Genomic DNA, 16,985 nt, shown 5'->3' with positions numbered 1-16,985 from the left:
ATGGGGGCGGCCGACTACGCCTTGGCCGTCTCACGGGCAGACGGAGTCCAGCGCCCGGCGGCGATCTCCGCATCCAACCGCGCCTGGAAGCGCGCGTGGGCAGCTCGCATCTCGGCTTCGCGATCGGCCTTGTAGAAGGGGGCCTGGTAGCCCTCGGGGGGCGGGGTGCGCTCCGGATCTTCCAGGTGGGCCATGAGATCGAGGTAGTCCTGCTTGGTCTGACCGTGGCCGAAGGTGTTGAAGTCCGCTGCGATCTTGCGGCCGTTGGCGTCGAACCAGGTCGCTGACTCGTAGTCGTGGAGCTGGGGGTAGCGCGACTTGAAGATGGCGGTGAGTTGGTCGGCGGTGATGCCGAGCCAGACGGAGACGAGAGCGTCGAGTTCTACGAGGGCGGCACGGCGTTCGTGTTCGGTGCGGAGAGGTGTGTCATGCTGCCAGGTTGGCGTGAGGTCAGCGGCGAGGGGCCTTAGGCGGGGCCAATTGGGGTTGACCCAATCCTCGTACCCCACCCAGCGAGGGTCGAACAAATCGGCCCAGAGGGGGGCGTAGTGAATGGTGAGGGCGTTCAGACGGAGGGTGCGGAGGAGCGCGGCCGGGGCGAGGGGGTGCTTAGGGTCAGGGGCTGGCATCTTGTAAGCCTCAGCGACACGGAGGTCCGAGCGGCCGGTGATGCGGAGTAGATAGTCGAGCGGTAGCGATGCCCAGAAGCCCGCGTTGAGGACGGTCATCCGCTCGTCCGTCAATGCCATGGAGTGCACGGCATCGATGTGCGCGGGGCCTGGCGGGATGAGGGCAGCTTGCAGGCTGCGGCTGGTGTTGAACGGGATCATTCTCCGCCAGGCCAAGCGGAAGTAGGTCGTGTATGGATTTCCGAGCCAGCTGTCCTGACGTTCAAGGTATGTGGCTTGATCGGTAGCGCGCACAAGGTTGGTCACGGGGGTGAACCTCTCGGGCAACTCCGTTGGTGCGAGCAAGTCCCAGTCCCTGTTATTTCGACAGGGGATCCTAGGCTGCTTGGAGAATGGAAGCGCCGATGCAAAGTGCGGCCCTTGGAAGATGGCCTCCGTGAGTTCGGGGACGGCCTGGTTGCCCCAACGGATCAGCCCCTCCTTTTTGGCGCCAGTTTCGTGGTATCCGCTTGAGATCATCGGTCGGTAATCCGTCAGGCTGCTGTCATAGACGGCCAACGCCTCAATTGCGCCTTGTTCGGCGACCAGTACTGGGTACAAGAGTGGCGCCTTCGCTGCGCCGCCAGTCGAGCCCGTCAGTGCTTGCCAGCTGGCAAGTAGGTCAGAATTTACGTGTACCACGCGCTCGCTGTGTGGTCGGATGTCCCATGAACCATTGTGCTTGATAGCGGGCGTCGGCCCTTGCCCATCATGAATCAATGATTCGGGGAGCACATTAGCCCCGCGAAGTTCGCTGACATGCAGGAAGTCGGGATCCCGTGGGGTGCTGTAGATATGCAGCCCGAACTCCCAGCCGCGATCGATCTCTTCGAACGCCCAGTTGGCCGAGTTCACAAAGTGGCCGTGAATCCTGAGGTGCTGATATGCGGCACCTCGGATGGCGCCCTCACGTACGCCGCCGAAATGCGTGTCTGGGTGGATCAGGCCTGCGCTTCCGTGTGGCGCGATCTGCTGCCATACCCTAGCCATGAAGGCCCGGTAAAGATCACCCTGGGTACCAGCAAGAAGAGGGTATGTAGCTGGACTGCTCAGCGTTGTCACAACGCCAGCAAGGGGGGCAATCTCGTTGAGGACGAACGTTTGGCAGTCCGCCCGCGTAGCCAACAGCTCTTCCTTCCGAAGCCGCCACTCCGCTGTGCTCGGCTTCTCCGCCAGCACGAACCAAGGCTCCAACTCCGCCAGAATCAAATCCTCCTGCCACCTCGGCCTCACCCAAGGCGGATTCCCCACCTGCAACTCAAACCCACCCCGCGCAAACACCTGCGCGAACTCCAACTCCCAATGGAAGAACCCCTGCGCCTTCGCCACATCCCTCGCCGCGCCCGCCCACAAGAACCGCTCCTCCAGCGACTGGAACCGGTCCATGCCCATCCACTCGGGCAGCTCGTCCTCGTATTCGGACAAGCGCTTCAGCGTCTGGAACGTCGGCACCAGCGACTCCTCCGGCACATCCTGCGTGCCCAGCAGCGCCTCGGCGAAGTCGATCCAGTCGTCCAGGTCGGCGAGCGCGATGACGTCGCGGCGCTCGCCCCTGATCTGCTCAGCGCGGCGGCCGGTGCGGCGGCGGGACACCGAATCCCGCGTCAGCGTCATCTGCTGAGGCTCGGCGCTGAAACCGGGCAGCGCATCCGCTTCCCAGGCCAGCAGGACATCGTCGGCGCCGCTCTCCGCACCGCCCTCGGCGCTCACCACCTCCAACTCCGCCGCCCGCGCGGCCAACGCCTCCGCCCGCGCGTACCGCTCGTCCGTCCCGTCCAGCAGCGCCGCGCTCTGCACCGGCCAGAACCACAGCGCGCACCACGCGTCCATGAGCGTCTTCAGGCGCCAGTAGGGGGTGTCCTCCGCCTGGAGCTCGGCCAGCACCGCGTCCCGTTGCACGGCGACCTCCGGCCGGCGCAGCCAGTCGTCCTCGGCTCCCCATACTCGGATGCGACGGGAGATGTCCCGCTCCGACAGCTCCAGCCGTCGTACGACCAGCCCCCACAGGTACTCGGCACGGCGCGCCAGCCCCTGGAGCCGGGCCGTCTGCTTCGCCGTCGGGGACTTCGTGACCGCTTTCCGCCACGCGGCCAGTGCCTTCGCCTCCGCCGGGGCCAGTGCCTTCGCCTCCTTCTCGGCGGCGACGGCACCCCACTCCTTCGCCGGGAGGAGGAAGTGGTGCACCGAGCCTTCCGGAAGCGGCGCACCCTCCACCGCCTCCGCCAACGGGAAGCGCTCCGGAGTGGTCCCGAGCCAGCCGCCCTTCTTCAGCCGCTCGGCCGCGTACACCTCCCGTCGCCCGCCGATCAGCGAGTTGCCGCGCCGCAGGTGCAGGCCGAACCAGGGTGCCTCCATGCCGGGGTGCATGGTGTTGAGCCACAACGACACCTCGGCCAGCTCCACGGCCGTCTCGTTGAGGTCGACGCCGTAGGAGTTGTGCAGGGCGATGTACGCCTTGGCCTTCTGGAGTTCGACGGAGTACTGGTCGGTGTCGATGGAGCGGCCCAACTCGGTCTGCCTGCGCCGCAGATACTCCGCCGCGACCTGGTTGATCGCCTCGTTGAGGAACGCGCCCGAGCCGAGGGCGGGTTCGCAGATCCGCCAGTCCAGGAGGTCCTTCGCCTCCGTGGTCTCGGTGAGGAGCTGCTGGAGGGCAAGTTGCACGGTGACCCGCGTCAGCGACTCCGGCGTGTAGTACGACGCGGAGGTCTGCCGGTCGCGGCCGGACAGGCGGTACGCGAACGAGCCCGGCGCGTACCGCACGCGGAGTTCCTCACCGGTGACCCGGTCCCGGCGTCGTACGAACACGGAGTCGTCGTAGTCGGCGATCTTCGACTTGGGGACCAGCCAGGAACCGTCCTTCGGGTCACCGTGCTTGGCGACCTCGTACAGCTCCTCGCCCGCGATGAAGCCGCTGTACGACATCAGGCCCTCGTAGACCGCGCCGAGTTGGTTGATGCCGAGCTGCGCGTACGAGATGAAGCCGCCGCGTTCGCCGCGCTTCCCCTGGGTGATCATCAGGCTGTGCAGCACCTGGTGGAGGGTGGCGTTGCGCAGCCGGGTGTCCAGGTAGCGGACCGACTCGCCGCGTGCAAGGGCCTCGTCCGAGTCGTGGCGCGGGTCGGGGAGGCTGTCCGCGCCGATCAGGCGGATCGCGTCGCGTTCGAACAGCTTGCTGTGCAGTGGCTCGAAGCGCAGGCCGACGTCCTCGCTGGTCTTCTCGTCCGCCGTGTCGTCGCCGGCCGCTTCCACGCCGTGCGTGCGGCGGGGGCGGTAGCCGTCCTGCACCTTGCGGAACAGCAGGTCCAGGGACTCGTAGAGGTAGAAGCCGTTGCGGGCGGTGTCGCCCACCGGCTCGCGCTCGGCGACGAGTTCACCGAGTCGGCCGAGCCCGTAGCCCTGCTGGTACTCGGGATAGTCGGCGGGCAGGATGCCCAGCTCGGGGCGGGCCTCCGCGTACAGCAGGAACAGGATCCGGTAGAGGTAGCGCAGCGACTCGCGGGTCAACCGGCGCCCGAGGTCAGGGAGTTCGCCGATGTCCTCGGGGCGCACCCCCTGCCCGTGCAGCCGCTGGAGCACCTCGTTCGCGATCAGTTCGACGCTCTTGCGCAGGCCCTCGCGTAGGTCTTTGGAAACGCCGACCGCATGCTTCGTCGATTCGCTGATCAGCTTGTCGAGCGGGTTCTCGCCGCCCTCCTCCGGCGTGCGCAGCGAGTCCGCGCCGAACAGCGCGGCCACGGTGTCGAGTTCTCCACCCGACCGGGTGTCGTTGCGCTGGAGCGCGGTGTCCAGGGAGACGCCGAGATAGCGTCCCTCGCCCCACACCGCGCGGTCGGCGAGGACGATCACCCCGCCGCCGAGGAGCAGCACGTACCGGGGCGGTTCCTCACAGGCGAACAGGAAGGAGGCGAGCTTGGAGCCGGTCTCCACCGGGTTCGGGCCGTCCAGCGGCACCGGTTCCAGGAGGCGTCCACGGCCCTTCGGGTCGAGCGCCGCGTCGGGTTCGGCGGCCCAGCCGCAGTCCAGCGCGACCAGGCCCTTCTCGGAGTGGGCGACCGGGACCTCGTACCGCTGGCCCGCGCGTTCGACGGAGAGGACGCGCGGCTTCGCGTCATAGCCGAGCGCGCGCAACACCTCGGCGTTGAGCGCCCGTACCTGCTCCCGCCATTTCGGCGCCCGGTAGGTCAGGAAGTCGTCGTCGGTGTCGCGGACGGAGATGATGCCGTCCTCGTCCTCGGGCAGGGCGAAGGAGGACCGCGCGCGGAAGTAGCCCCGGCGCAGCGCACGCAGTCCGGCTCGCGGGGTCACCGGGAGTTCGGTGCGGCCGGGCGTCGGCGCGGCGGACGTCTCCTCCTCGGTTCCGCCGTCGTCGGCGGGCGGCTTCGCCGCCTCCTCGCGCTCCTTCCACCTCTGGAGCAGGCCCGACTTGAGATCCTTCGGCAGCACCTCGGCCAGGTAGTGAGCCGAGAAGTAGTCGCCACGGTTGACCAGGGAGTCGTACGTCATGACAGGGCTTCTCTCAGGGGGTCACAGACCAGGGTCACAGGGTGGCGTTCGAGGGCACGTAGCGGAAGACGGACGGCGACGTCGCGAGCGAGACGGGCGGGGCTTCGTTGCCTTTCCCGCGGTCGTCGGCGGGTTCGGTGTCCGGTACCAGCACCGCGAGGACCCGCAGCAGGGGCCTGCCCGTCGTCAGCAGGGAGTCGGCGAGATCGGCGAGGCGTTCGCGGGTGCGTTCCCCGTCCAGCGTGGGCTGCTCCCAGGCGCCGAGCCGCAGCTTGTACTCCTCGACGGGGCGACGCAGCGGCTCGTCCCAGGCGTCGCGGCCGGCGTTGAGGAACGCCTCGGCCGTCTCCAGCACCCGGGGGAGGGCGGCGCGCAGCGGCTCGGGATCGCGGTAGCCCCGCTTGTTCGCCATGGCCGGGCCGACGCCGGCGCGGCGCAGCAGGGAGACCATGTCGTCGACGGCCAAGCCCTCCCAGAAGTAGTTCTTCTTCCCGTCCTCCGCCACAACGACGAACTGCCGCCAGGTCACGCCCATCCACTTCACGACGGTGGGTCGGCCCAGCTTGTTGGAGTACACGCCCTGGACCAGGTAGACCGGCTCCGCCACGTTCGACGTGATCATCGGCGCCTCCTGGCGGCCGAGTCCGACGAGGACCTTGTCGGTGAGCCAGTCGACGACCGGGTGCAGGTCCGTGAGCAGGGAGATCTCGGGCCAGCTCGACGTGGACGACTGCCGGGCGCGTTGCAGGGAGTGCTCGGCGAGACGGCGGTTGAAGGTCACCAGCAGCCGCTCCCGCAGCCGCTGCTCGCGCAGATAGTCCGAGGGCAGCGCCTTGAGGCGGTGGACGAGTTCCGCCGGCGGGCGGAAGGACAGCAGCCCGGACTGCTGGTCGCGGTCCAGGTCCAGCCGGTCGCGGGCGTCCGGGTAGACCTCACGCAGCGCCTCGTCCACGAAGTGGGCGGTGGAGTCGAAGAGCCGGGGGAGCACCGGACTCGCGTCGTCGGCGCCGGCCGACGGCAGCGCTCCGGCCGGAGTCGGCGCGGCGTGCTCGTCGGCGCCCAGAGCCCCGGACGTTCCCGTGGTCGCGTCCACCGAGCCGAAGAAGTCCGCGAGGAAGTCCTCAAGACCGGCGTCCTGGCCGTCGGCGGCGGAGCGGTGTGTGTCCAGGGACTCGTCTACGGTCCTGCCGCTCAGCAGGTCCTGGATGAGGGACCGCTCCTCCGCCTCCGCCCGGTACAGGCCGGTCACCGCCTCCGCCGTGCCCAGCGAGCGGTGCGCCTGGTCCTCGCGTTCCAGCAGCCGCTCGGCGACCACCGTGTCGTCCTTGGCGCCCGCCACCTCGCTGGTCAGGATCAGCGCCCGGAACTCCGGCGGGTGGGCCTGCCCGTACCGGTCGATACGGCCGTTGCGCTGCTCGATCCTGATCAGCGACCACGGCACGTCGTAGTGCACGAGCTGGTGGCACTGCCGGTGCAGGTTGACGCCCTCGGAGGCCACGTCACCGGTGAGCAGGACCCGGACGGGCGTGTCGGCCAGGCCGAACTCCTCGACGCGGGCCATCTGCTGCTCGTCCGAGAGCCCGCCGTGCATGACGCGCACGCAGTCGACGGCCGCACGGCCCCGGAATCCGAGAGCGGCGGGCAGCACCCGGGCCAGCCACTCCAGGGTCTGGACCCGCTCGGAGAACACCACGACCCGCGCCTCGGAACCGGGTCCCACCCCGATCTCCTCGCGCAATTGACGCACCAGGGCGGCGAACTTCGCGGAGTCCGTCTCACCGAGACCGGCGGCCAGTTCCGACAGCCGGTACAGCGCGGCGAGTTCGGCCTCGGTACCGCGCCGGTCCTCCTTCTTCTCCAGCGTCCTGATCCGCGCGGAGACCGTGGCCCGCAGCGCGGCGTGGGAGGACAGGAACGACTTCAGCAGCGTGTAGGGGAAGAGGGGGACGGCGCTGACCGACGTGCCGCCGTCACCGGGCAGCCAGACCGCGGCCAGCTCCTCGAAGATCTTCTCCTCGGCGGGGGTGGCCGGACAGTGCACCGAGCGGGAGGGACCCCGGTCCGCCCACTGGCCCTTCATCTGCTCGCGGACCTCGGGGCTGATCTTCGTCCGCCGGATGAACAGGTGCTCGATGTCGGCAGCGCGGTAGTTCTCCGGGTCGCGGATCGCCACCGGGTCCAGCAGCCGGATCAGTTCGGCGAAGGACTTCGCGTCGCCGTTGTGCGGGGTCGCGGAGGCGAGGATCAGGGCGTCCGTGCGAGGGGCGAGCGTGCGCGCGAGCTGGTTGCGCAGCGAACCGCGGTTGATCAGGTTGTGCGACTCGTCGATGACGACCGCGTCCCAGCGGATCTGCTCCAGATGGTGCTGGTACTGGTCGGTGTTCTTGAGCGTGTCGATGGAGACGATGACCCGCTTGAACGAGGTGAACGGGTTGCGGCCGGCCGGGATCTCTCGCTGGATCCGCTCGATGCCCACCGAGTCCAGCCGCACCAGCGGGATCGCGAACCGCGTCCACAGCTCGTGCTGGAACTGCTCCAGCACATGCTGCGGGGTGACCACCAGGATCCGCTCGCCTCGGCCGCGGCGGATCAGCTCGGCCAGGGTCAGGCCGATCTCCAGGGTCTTGCCGAGGCCCACCACGTCCGCGATCAGCAGCCGCGGGCGCAGATTGGCGCCGGACAGGGCCAGCTGGGCGGGGCGCCGCTGGTACGGCAGCGGGTCCATCAGGAACGAGTCGGCGAGCGCCAGGCGCTGTTCCGACTGGGGCAGCGCGGTGCGGCGCAGCACCGCCTCCAGGAACAGCCGGGAGCGGCGGTAGTTCGGGGAGTCGTCCCTGACGAGCATGGTCGCGCCCGGGTCGAGCAGCTCGATCCGGTCCAGGCCGGAGAAGAACACGGCCTCCTGGTCACGCACGAACTCCGAGACCCCGGTGACCTCGATGCGCGTACCGTCGTCCGACGTCGGCATCGAGCTTTTGACCAGCCACTCCTCGTCCCGCACGACCACCAGGGCACCCGCCGGGTACTGGTCCCGGCCGCTCGTGGCGCCGGTCTGGTCCGCGCTGGTCTGGACGGCGGTCACCCGTGGCCTCCTGAGGCGATTCGATCGTGCGTGTGTGGGCGGGGCCCTCGTGAGGGCCCGCCCATTATCGCGGGTATGCGGGGCGTACGGGTCAGAAGGGTGTACTGGCCGCATACGCCTCGCGCAGCCGCCGAGCGGTGATCCGGGCCTGCGCCGAACTCCGCAGGGAAGGGCGGTCCGCTCGGACGCGCTCGGACGCGCGGCGCGGGGACAGCGGAGCGGCGGATTCCGCGGCGGCCGGGTCCTGGCTCGGACCGGTGGTGTCCGTCCCGGCTCGGGACGCCCCCCGGGGGGCCGACGTGGAGGCGGCGTGCTCATCGGAGGACGGCTCTGGAGGCGCGTCGACACGGCGGAACAGAAGACGGGGATCGGCGGGCGGCGCCGCTGGAGCGGGCAGCGGTGGTGCGTCGGAGTCGGCGGGGGCGGGGACCGGCGGCAGCCCGGTGCCCGCCTGGACGGGGCCCGATGGCACCTCGGGGCCGGCCGGGACGCCGTCCTGCCCTCGGCGGGTCGACCGGGGGCCCGCCGCCTCCCGCTCCCGCTCGTCCGGCTCGGCCGTGGGAGTCCCGGCCGTCCCGGGCGCCGTGCGCACCCCTGGCCCGGACGCACGGCCGACAGCGAGGAGGTCGTCCAGGACGTGGGTCGGAGTGGCCGTGTACGTCGTGAGCCTGCGGCGTGCCTGGGCGACCTTCAGCCCCTGTGCCTCGATCAGCGCGCGGCAGCGCCTTACGACCTCGGCGAGATCCGGCCGGTCCTGCGGGCGGTGGGCCAGCATGGCGGTGAGCAGCGGCACGAGTTCGTCCGGGGCTCCGGACAGATCCGGTGCGAACGCGGGGTCGACGACGTGGTGGAACAGCAGGTTGATGTTGTCGGCCCGGTAGGGCGGATGGCCCGAGGCGGCGAACAGCAGGACCGCGCCCAGCGCGTACACGTCGACCGCGGGGGTCAGGGGCTTCTCACCGTTCGCCTGCTCGGGCGGCATGCACGAGGGCGTGCCGACGACCGTGTGCGGCGCGGTCAGCGACACACTGGACTCCGCGAACACGGCGAGCCCGAAGTCGATCACCTTCGGTCCATTCGGCCCGAGGAGCACGTTTGCCGGCTTCAGATCGCGGTGGAGCAGACCCTGTCGGTGCACCGTGGCCAGCGCCTCGGCCAGCGTCGCACCCAGCGCCGCCGTCAGCAGCGCGGGCAGCGGACCGTGGGCGGCCACGTGACGGCTCAGATCGAGACCCTCGACGTACTCGGTCGCCAGCCACGGCCGCTCCGCCTCCGGGTCGGCGTCCAGGAGGGCGGCGATCCTGGCACCCCAGATCGTCTTGAGGATCTCCACTTCCTGCGCGAACCTGGTCCGCGTCTCGGAGTCGACCAGGGACGGCTTGATCACCTTGACGGCGGCCGGTTCCCCGCCGGGTGACTCGCCCAGGTACACCTGGCCCATGCCGCCCTGCCCGATCCGGCCGAGCAGCTCGTATCCGCCCAGCTCGGCGGGATCGTCGGGACCGAGGGGGGCGATGTGCACCTGAGGCCTCACTTTCAGCACGGTCGAACCGGGGCGGGCAGCCCCTGCCAAGCTAGCCCACGCCCTGGGGGAAGGGCATGCCGCTCAGCTCGGGTGACGCCGGCGAACCCTGATCCGGGCCGGGATGCAGGTGTGACCGTTCCGCAGGGGGGACGCCTCGCGTCACTCTTCGTCGGCGGTGCCGGCGCCGGCGCCGGTGTCCGGCTCAGCGACCGGAGGCGGCGTCGGCGGAGCCTGCGTCGGCTCGGGTCGGCTGCCGACGGGCCGGTACCCCCTCTTCCCGTTGGGGTCCAACTGCGGTCGTGTCTCGGTCACCTGCCGTGTCTCCCTCTTCGGCCCCAGGAGGTACCTCGACGAAGTCGAGGAACTCCACATCATTCATCCGAATATAGATCCCGCCGGAATGCGGCAGCGGGCGTTCGAACGATCCGGCGCCGGACACGGCCCATGTGGTCTGCAGATACAGGTCTGCGGCTTCCGGGTAGCCGGAGGTATAGGATTTCTCCCCGTAATACCCACCCACCCAGTGACCGCTCTTCAGACGAGCACGTACCAGACAATGGCTCCGACGCTGGAAGACCTTGTCCCATGCTGTGGGGATCGGGTCGTAGGTGGACCGGCTTCCTCGCGAGCCCAGCCACGAGGTGAGCCCGGCGGCAGCGGCCGGCACCACGATCAACAGGGTTGTCGCTGTCAGCGCGGCGATGCGAGGGTTGTCGGCCGCGCCGGTCAGCCAACCCCGGCGACGGTCGTAGACGAGGTGCACCAACCACGGGCCGGCCAGCAGGACGTAAAGGGTGTCGAGAGCGATACCTGCGGTCACGGCTCGGAGTATGCGCTCTCCGAGGTCTCTGTGGCCCGGGACCGGACCACGGGCGCGTTCGCGGACGAACTGGTAGGTCACACCGGGGAGTACCAGAAGAAGAACGATCACGACCTGGGTGACCGTGGTGGGCGCGTGCGGCATCGTCTTATGCCCTTCCGAACTGCGGGTGCAGGATCCTCGCGACCTGATGGCCTGATGTCCCCTGAACCCGCGATGACTTGCGGGTACCCCAGACATACTGGCGTGGCGATTGCTCACTGTCGGGGAGACCGGGACGACTGATGCGGGACCATCTGCTTCGCATGCGCACCACATGGGCCGACGGCCTCGCAGCGAGGGTCTGCCACAAACTCAGACCCGAGACAGCCCGTTCCGGCATGTTCCCCTCGTGGGTCGCGGATGACCAACTGGCTCTTGCCGCCGTGCTGACCCGCATTGCCGCGGATGACATCGGATGCAGATCTCCGCAGACCATCGGTGATCGGCTCCGATCGGCTGGCCTCGTCCTCCCAGAGGTACCCGGATCGGTGGTGGCCTGTGACCTCGTCATGCCTGTCCTGCACACGGTTCGCAGTGATGGCGTGCCGTGGGAACGGTGGTGGGACGTGGGCGGACTCCATGCAGTGCTGATCGAGTTGTGGGCGGGACGCCAGCTGTCGACACACTCGCCGGAGAAGGTCCGCGACGCACTCACGGCGGTCTGGTGCCTTGAGGACGACCGGCTTGTCGACACCCTCCTGGACAACGCTGAAGATCCCTTCGCCTTCCTGCCCCCGGATCCAGGGTCCCTTGCATGATCGAGGTCTGTCCGGATTCATCCGGTGATGCCGAGGGCGGTCAGGGGCCTTCGCCAGTCGCGAGCGGTGTGGCGTAGGGCGGCGGCGATGTTGGTGTGGCCGTCCTGGCGGTGGACGCCGATGGCGAGGTTGCGCAGGCCGGCCATGATGCGCGGGAGATGGCCGGCATGGATTTTGGAGTCGTCCTCGCGGAACGTGCGGTCGCGGACGTGGTGCAGAAGATTTTCGATCTTCCAGTGCCCTCTGATCCAGTCGGCGAGCTGGGCGCCGGTAGCCGCGCCGGGCGGCAGGCTGGTGATCAGGTGGACGCGCTCGATGGTGAGCTTGCCGGTGGTGAAGTCCTTCCTCCAGCGCACGACTTGCAGGGCCTGGCGTGCGTCGGGGTAGTCGAGGTGGGTGAAGCCGGCGGTCTTCAGCCGCCGGATCTCCAGGCGGTGGTGGGCCCGGGTGCGGTCGTGGTGGTCGAGCGTGATCTCGCGCCAGGGCAGGCGGCGGACGCGGTGGAAGAGGCCGGGATGGTTGGCCTTGACCTGGGCGATGTAGTGGGCACCGCGCTCGCGGAGGTAGGTGCCGTGGGCGTGCTGGGTGTGCAGCGCGTCGGCGGTGATGACCGTGCCGGTCAGGTCGACGCTGTCCAGCAGGGGCCGGAAGGCGGGGATCTCGTTGCTCTTGCCGGCGACCTGGCGCTGGGCCAGGACGTGACCGGTGTGGTCCATCGCGGCGAGCAGGGTGACGTGCCCGGTGGCGTGGGTGCGCGAGCCGCGCAGGGCCTTGCCGTCGACAGCGATCGCCCGCAGTCCGGGGCCGGCCGGGGTGGCGCGGGCGGTGAGGAAGGCGCCGATCGCCCGGTCCAGGGCGTCGCCGTCGAGCTGGACGAGCAGACGGCGCAGGGTGTGGGGGTGCGGGACGGACACGGTGCCGGAGAGCGGGTCGGTGGGGAAGCCGAGAACCCGGCAGGCCCACGCGGGGACGTCGCCGATCCATTCCGTGATCGCGGTGAGCGAGCGGGCACCGGCCAGGACACTCGCCGCGGCCGCGGCGACCAGGGCGGACAGCCGGTACCGGCGGCCACGGACGTCTCGCGGGTCGGGCACCAGATCCAGGAAACCGGACAGTGCGACCGCGTCCGCCAGCGGGATGGGCGCGGCAGTCCGGCCCAGTTGGGCCAGCGCGGTGGGTATGGGAGAAGATGCAGGAGCAGGCACGGACTCGCCAGGTGTTCATGGGACTTCGACACTCACATGATCACTGAGACCGTGCCTGCACTGCGTCCGCCCCCGCCCGAACCGGGATGTCCCCTCCAAGGGCGGGCCAGCACGACACTCCGGACGAAACGTGATCACGCAACGGCCCCTGCGTCACGGATCCCCTGCACGAATCTGCCACCGGAATGGCAAAGGCGTGCGCGCAGTCCCTCGTCACCAGAGGCTTGATGAAGATCACCCTCCCTGATGGTTTTCTGAGCACAAGGCCGGGGCTGGCTGACAGGCCGGACCTCACGGAGGTCCTGAAGCGCTGGCACCACCGTGTCGATCTGGAAGACACCCTGCATCGCGTCAGGGACCTCTCACCAGAACTCTTGACGGGTTTACGCAAAGACCTCGACGCGTGGGATGCCCAGATGGGTCAGCTGTTATCTCTCCTCACAGCACATGAGCTCAAGCTGATCGTGCCCACGACGGAGGATGAACGGTACGGAGAGGAGTGCCTTCGGGCAGGCCGGGGCATGCATCGAGCCGAACTGAGTCCAGATGACGCTTTGTTGTGGCAACCGGATGCCGTCGCCCGGAACTCCTCGGTGCCCGACTGGATTTCCGAGGAAATCATTACGTGCGGAACCCGCTTCCTCCACAGACAGGCAGGCCCTCACCCCGTCTGGCTGGCCACATTGGAGACAGACACGCATATGGCGGCCGTGCGGGAGTTGATGGAGCCGCCAACACGGTATGGCATCGGAGTCGAGGACTACGGTGACGGTCTGAGGCTGTGGTTCGAGTTCCCCACGCTTCCGGCCGACCCCGACCCTCCGTTCCGGGCTCCGTACACCTACTCCCTCTCCTGGGTGGAGCACGCTTGGGAACTGCTGCATCTTGCGACCGTTGGTTACGCCCGCCTCAGCATCGTCCGGCTTGTCGGCGACGGTGAGCTCAGGGCCGTGGGCAGCATCCGGCTCGGTCTGCCGGAAGAGGTGCGCGCCCGGGCCAAGGAAGCCGCGATCGCGGCGCTCCGCCGGCTGGTCGGGGACGAGACGCAGACGATAAGGCAGAGGATCGCCCTTGAGGGCCACGATCAGGCCGCAGAGGTCGCCTTCCAGACGTGCGAAACGGCGAAGGGCGAGGACATTCATGACGAGCTCGCCCTGGAGTCCGACGGCGCTGAGTACGAATCTTTCATGACAGCCGCACGCCACCTCGCCTGGGTACGTGCTCGGCATGCCGCCGACCTGCTCGACGGGGAAAGCTCATTGGAGGTGGGCGCGGAGTTGAAGGCCGCTGTCGAGGGCAGGCAGCGCACTCTGGAACTCCTTCGGGCGGCCACGGGGCGAGGGAACGGCAAGGCGAGGTCGAGCGGCCGTTCCGGCAAGCCCTTGATGGATGAACAAACGGCGTTCGTCCACCTCATCAACCGGTACGGAACACTTCAGCTTGCGGTGTGCCGGAGCCGTGCGGGCCACTCGCACTTCGATCTGGTCACGTGCGAGGAATTCCCCTTCGGACCCCTGGCCGGCGCGGTTGATGAATGGACACGACAAGCACCGGATCACCCTCGACGTGCGTGGCACGACTACCTGGAGCAGTTGGTCGCCGAGTGCGGTGGGCTGGCACAAGCCGTCGTCGAGACCGTTTCGCCCCATGAAGTCCGTCGGTTGGTGCTCAGCCCCACGGCTCCGCTGGAGCTACTGCCTCTCCACGCAGCTCCGCTTGACAGCGCTCGCACCTCAAGCTTGACCGATGCTTTCGAGCAGGTGGTCTACGCCCCTACGGCTCGACTCGTGTCCGCCATCGAGAGTTCCCAGCGGCATGGGGCCGTGATCGAGGTGTTGGTGGTGGCACACGGCGGTGGTCACCTCCCCGGAATCGAGCTGATCAGCGGGCCACTGTGCGAAGCCGACGTGATCGCCGGTCTCCACGACAGCGTGGAAGTTCTCATGCAGGAGGAGGCGACCCCGGACCGCGCTCTGTACATGATGCCCATGGCCCGGATCGTCCACGTCGCGGCACACGGCCTCACACATCCGAATCGCTGGGCTGCAGGACTCGCTCTGCACGGCGGTTCACTGGGGACGGCCATGCTCACTTCCAGCGGGGTCCTCGCAGACGGGGCCTTCTCCAGTGTCGACCTGGTCATCCTGAACGCTTGCAGAACGGGCACGCACGAAGGCACCGGTCGTACTGTGCAGACTCTGCGCAGCATCGAGTCCGCGTTTCTTGCCCGCGGCGCAAGAGCGGTGATCTCCACTCTGTGGGACATCACTGACCTGCAAGGCGTCGTGTTCTCCGCTGTGCTTCACGCACACCTCGGCGTCGGCGCGGACTCCCACACCGCTTACGGCGACACCATCCGCTACCTACGTGAACACCGGTGGCGAGTGTCCTCGGAGGCAGGTCCGGTGTGCGCCGCCGAATCAGCAATCGACGCGATGCTTCCGGATTGGCGAAGCCACCTTGACCAACAGGTCGCCGAAAACCCGCTGTTCTGGGCTGCATTCAAGATCACCGGAGTTGTCTGAGCCACATCTCCATACCGCTCCCTTTCGGCATGCTGTCAAGCTCGGAGTTGCCCACGCCGGAAAGGTTTTGGGAAAGACGTGTCCGAGGCCCGAGCTGCAAGTGTTGCCCCATTCCGTAGTGCGCCTGCCGGTGTGTCGATGTGTGAGAACACGGTTCCGAATACGGTGACCGTGACCTCCTCGACGGCGAGGGGCGGGTGGGCGTAAGTGTCCCAGGTCTCGGAGAACTTGGCGTGCCGGGAGAGTGCCTGCACGGTCTTCGGATCGTGCCTGCCGGAGCCGCCGAGCGTGCTGGTGTAGAAGTGCTTGAGGTCGTGGAAGCGGGTCCTGTCCGGAAGCCCGGCTTGCTTCACTGCCTTTCGCCATTTCTGATGGAAGTCGCTGATCAGTACGGGCCGGCCATAACGGTTCGTGACGATCAGGCCCTCGTCCGGCGGCTCGACGTAGCCGCGTGCCCGGCGGCGGCGTTCGGCGCCTGGCGAGACGGGCTCCGGCTCGGAGAACCGTGACATGTGATGCATCAGCCGCTCGATCAGGAAGCGATCCACCGGCAAGGTCGCGTAACTGGCCTTGGTCTTGAGGCGGACGGCCCTGCCTCGCTGCCGTTGCTCTTCAATGTGAAGCAGGTCGTGTTGCCAGGCCACCTGACTTCGCTTCAGCCCAAAGGCCTCGCCCTGGCGCAGCCCGGCGCAGGCCCCGAGCCAGATCAAGACCTCATAGCGCGGCGCGACCTTCCGCATCGCCCCTGCGACCGCGGCGACCTGCCCAGGAGACAGTGCGACCTTGATGCGGGGGATAACGTCCGGGAGTTCGATCCGCGCCACGATGTTGGGAGGGAGCGGGACGTCCTCGTCCAGCATGTAATGCACGAGGATGCGCCAGGTCTTGAAGATCTGGACGACGGTACAGGCCGAGTCGATGCCTTGCTTGTCGAGGAGGTAGTCGACGAAGGCCATGGAATCGGGGCGGCGCAGGCTGTCTGCGGTGCGGTGGCCGGCGAAAGGCAGGATGTGGTTGCGGAGATGGCTTTCGTAGGTGTCGCAGGTGTTGGCATTCTTCTTCCGCTTGCGCCTCCTGTTCATGATCTCGGTTGCGAAGTATGCAACTTGCAGGCTGCCTGGATTGCTGACGCGCGACGTCTTCCTTTCGGCTTCCGTGAGCACCTTGTCCAGGCAGTCGCGGGCTTCCTGCCAGGTGGCAAAGGCTGGTCGTTTCTCTTTTCCTGAGCAGTCGGTGTACCGGGCCTGCCAGCGATGCCCTCGGCCGTGATCCGCAGACGGGTACAGAGGCTGCCGTGGTGCGCCACATCGGCACGGTACGTCACCGCGCTCTGGTTTTGGATATTTCTTGTGCCAGCGATCGAACGGCTCGATTGGTTGGCTCATGTGCCTGCCCTGAAAAACGGAGTTGCGTGCTGGACCTGTCGCCGCCCCCTTCTCACTGGCTTGGCGACGTGCGCGTCGGCTTGTCTCCGCCCGCCAGGGCGATGCTGTCCGCTACAACCAGTAGTTATGCACAGCTGTTCATGGTGCATGCAAAGGTGTGACGGTCGAGTCGCTGTGTGCCAGCACGTGAACCGTCACCGGACCCACGACTCCTGTCTCTGGGTATGCAAATCCGTCACCTCAGAGAGGAGCGGGAATACAGCCTGGAAGATCTCGCAGAACGCAGCGGGCTGAGCTTCCGCGGCCTCATCTATATCGAGCACGGACAGCGTAGTCCCAGCGTTCTGGCGCTCTTGGGCATCGCTGCAGGGCTCGATGTAGAACCGGGGCAACTCGTTGTCGGCGACGGTTGAATCGTGACCCTCTGACGGCGGATCAAAACTGACCCACTTCGTGGTCTTCTGACCAA

At 68.0% G+C, this 16,985-nt stretch carries 9 protein-coding genes; 3 read left to right on the top strand and 6 right to left on the bottom strand.

The genetic code is table 11. The annotated features are described in order from the left end of the window. Positions 1 to 14: 14 nt before the first annotated feature. From ACQCO7_RS12430 to ACQCO7_RS12415, 4 genes are all read right to left on the bottom strand, one after another. Positions 15 to 5,174, bottom strand: a complete 5,160-nt coding sequence (locus tag ACQCO7_RS12430) for a DNA methyltransferase family protein (protein WP_464071882.1) — start codon at positions 5,172 to 5,174, stop codon at positions 15 to 17. Between the two features lie 34 nt (positions 5,175 to 5,208). Then, entirely contained in the window at positions 5,209 to 8,256 is a 3,048-nt protein-coding gene (locus tag ACQCO7_RS12425) for an SNF2-related protein (protein ID WP_464071881.1), read from the bottom strand. A gap of 91 nt (positions 8,257 to 8,347) precedes the next feature. Then, the gene (locus tag ACQCO7_RS12420) at positions 8,348 to 9,778 is read right to left on the bottom strand and encodes a serine/threonine-protein kinase (protein ID WP_464071880.1); all 1,431 of its coding nucleotides are present in this window, start codon (positions 9,776 to 9,778) and stop codon (positions 8,348 to 8,350) included. A 205-nt stretch (positions 9,779 to 9,983) separates the two neighbouring features. Then, positions 9,984 to 10,745: a DUF6338 family protein gene (locus ACQCO7_RS12415; protein ID WP_385504874.1), complete on the bottom strand. Its 762-nt coding sequence runs from the start codon at positions 10,743 to 10,745 to the stop codon at positions 9,984 to 9,986. Between the two features lie 161 nt (positions 10,746 to 10,906). On the opposite strand from ACQCO7_RS12415, the gene ACQCO7_RS12410 reads away from it, so the two are divergent. Then, entirely contained in the window at positions 10,907 to 11,401 is a 495-nt protein-coding gene (locus tag ACQCO7_RS12410) for a hypothetical protein (RefSeq protein ID WP_464071879.1), read from the top strand. A 17-nt stretch (positions 11,402 to 11,418) separates the two neighbouring features. Here the strand turns inward: ACQCO7_RS12410 and ACQCO7_RS12405 are convergent, their stop codons facing one another. Then, positions 11,419 to 12,606 carry an ISAs1 family transposase gene (locus ACQCO7_RS12405; RefSeq protein WP_464071878.1) on the bottom strand — a complete coding sequence of 396 codons (1,188 nt, stop codon included), beginning with the start codon at positions 12,604 to 12,606 and terminating at the stop codon, positions 11,419 to 11,421. A 227-nt stretch (positions 12,607 to 12,833) separates the two neighbouring features. Here ACQCO7_RS12405 and ACQCO7_RS12400 point away from each other — a divergent pair, with 227 nt between their 5' ends. After that, a complete protein-coding gene (locus ACQCO7_RS12400) occupies positions 12,834 to 15,131 on the top strand; it encodes a CHAT domain-containing protein (RefSeq protein WP_464071877.1) in 2,298 nt (765 codons plus the stop codon). A gap of 35 nt (positions 15,132 to 15,166) precedes the next feature. On the opposite strand, the gene ACQCO7_RS12395 is transcribed toward ACQCO7_RS12400, so the two are convergent. Continuing rightward, positions 15,167 to 16,516 carry a tyrosine-type recombinase/integrase gene (locus ACQCO7_RS12395; protein ID WP_329524255.1) on the bottom strand — a complete coding sequence of 450 codons (1,350 nt, stop codon included), beginning with the start codon at positions 16,514 to 16,516 and terminating at the stop codon, positions 15,167 to 15,169. A gap of 224 nt (positions 16,517 to 16,740) precedes the next feature. Here ACQCO7_RS12395 and ACQCO7_RS12390 point away from each other — a divergent pair, with 224 nt between their 5' ends. After that, a complete protein-coding gene (locus ACQCO7_RS12390; protein WP_464071876.1) occupies positions 16,741 to 16,929 on the top strand; it encodes a helix-turn-helix domain-containing protein in 189 nt (62 codons plus the stop codon). Positions 16,930 to 16,985 lie beyond the last annotated feature (56 nt).

The sequence above is a fragment of the Streptomyces saintjeani genome (genome assembly GCF_055409605.1).
This window is presented reverse-complemented; position numbering and strand designations above follow the sequence as displayed.

Coding starts and splice junctions, on each gene's coding strand:
- ACQCO7_RS12430 (WP_464071882.1), bottom strand. CDS start 5,174: ATGACGTACGACTCCCTGGTCAACCGTGGCGACTACTTCTCGGCTCAC.
- ACQCO7_RS12415 (WP_385504874.1), bottom strand. CDS start 10,745: ATGCCGCACGCGCCCACCACGGTCACCCAGGTCGTGATCGTTCTTCTT.
- ACQCO7_RS12410 (WP_464071879.1), top strand. CDS start 10,907: ATGCGCACCACATGGGCCGACGGCCTCGCAGCGAGGGTCTGCCACAAA.
- ACQCO7_RS12400 (WP_464071877.1), top strand. CDS start 12,834: ATGAAGATCACCCTCCCTGATGGTTTTCTGAGCACAAGGCCGGGGCTG.
- ACQCO7_RS12395 (WP_329524255.1), bottom strand. CDS start 16,516: ATGAGCCAACCAATCGAGCCGTTCGATCGCTGGCACAAGAAATATCCA.
- ACQCO7_RS12390 (WP_464071876.1), top strand. CDS start 16,741: ATGCAAATCCGTCACCTCAGAGAGGAGCGGGAATACAGCCTGGAAGAT.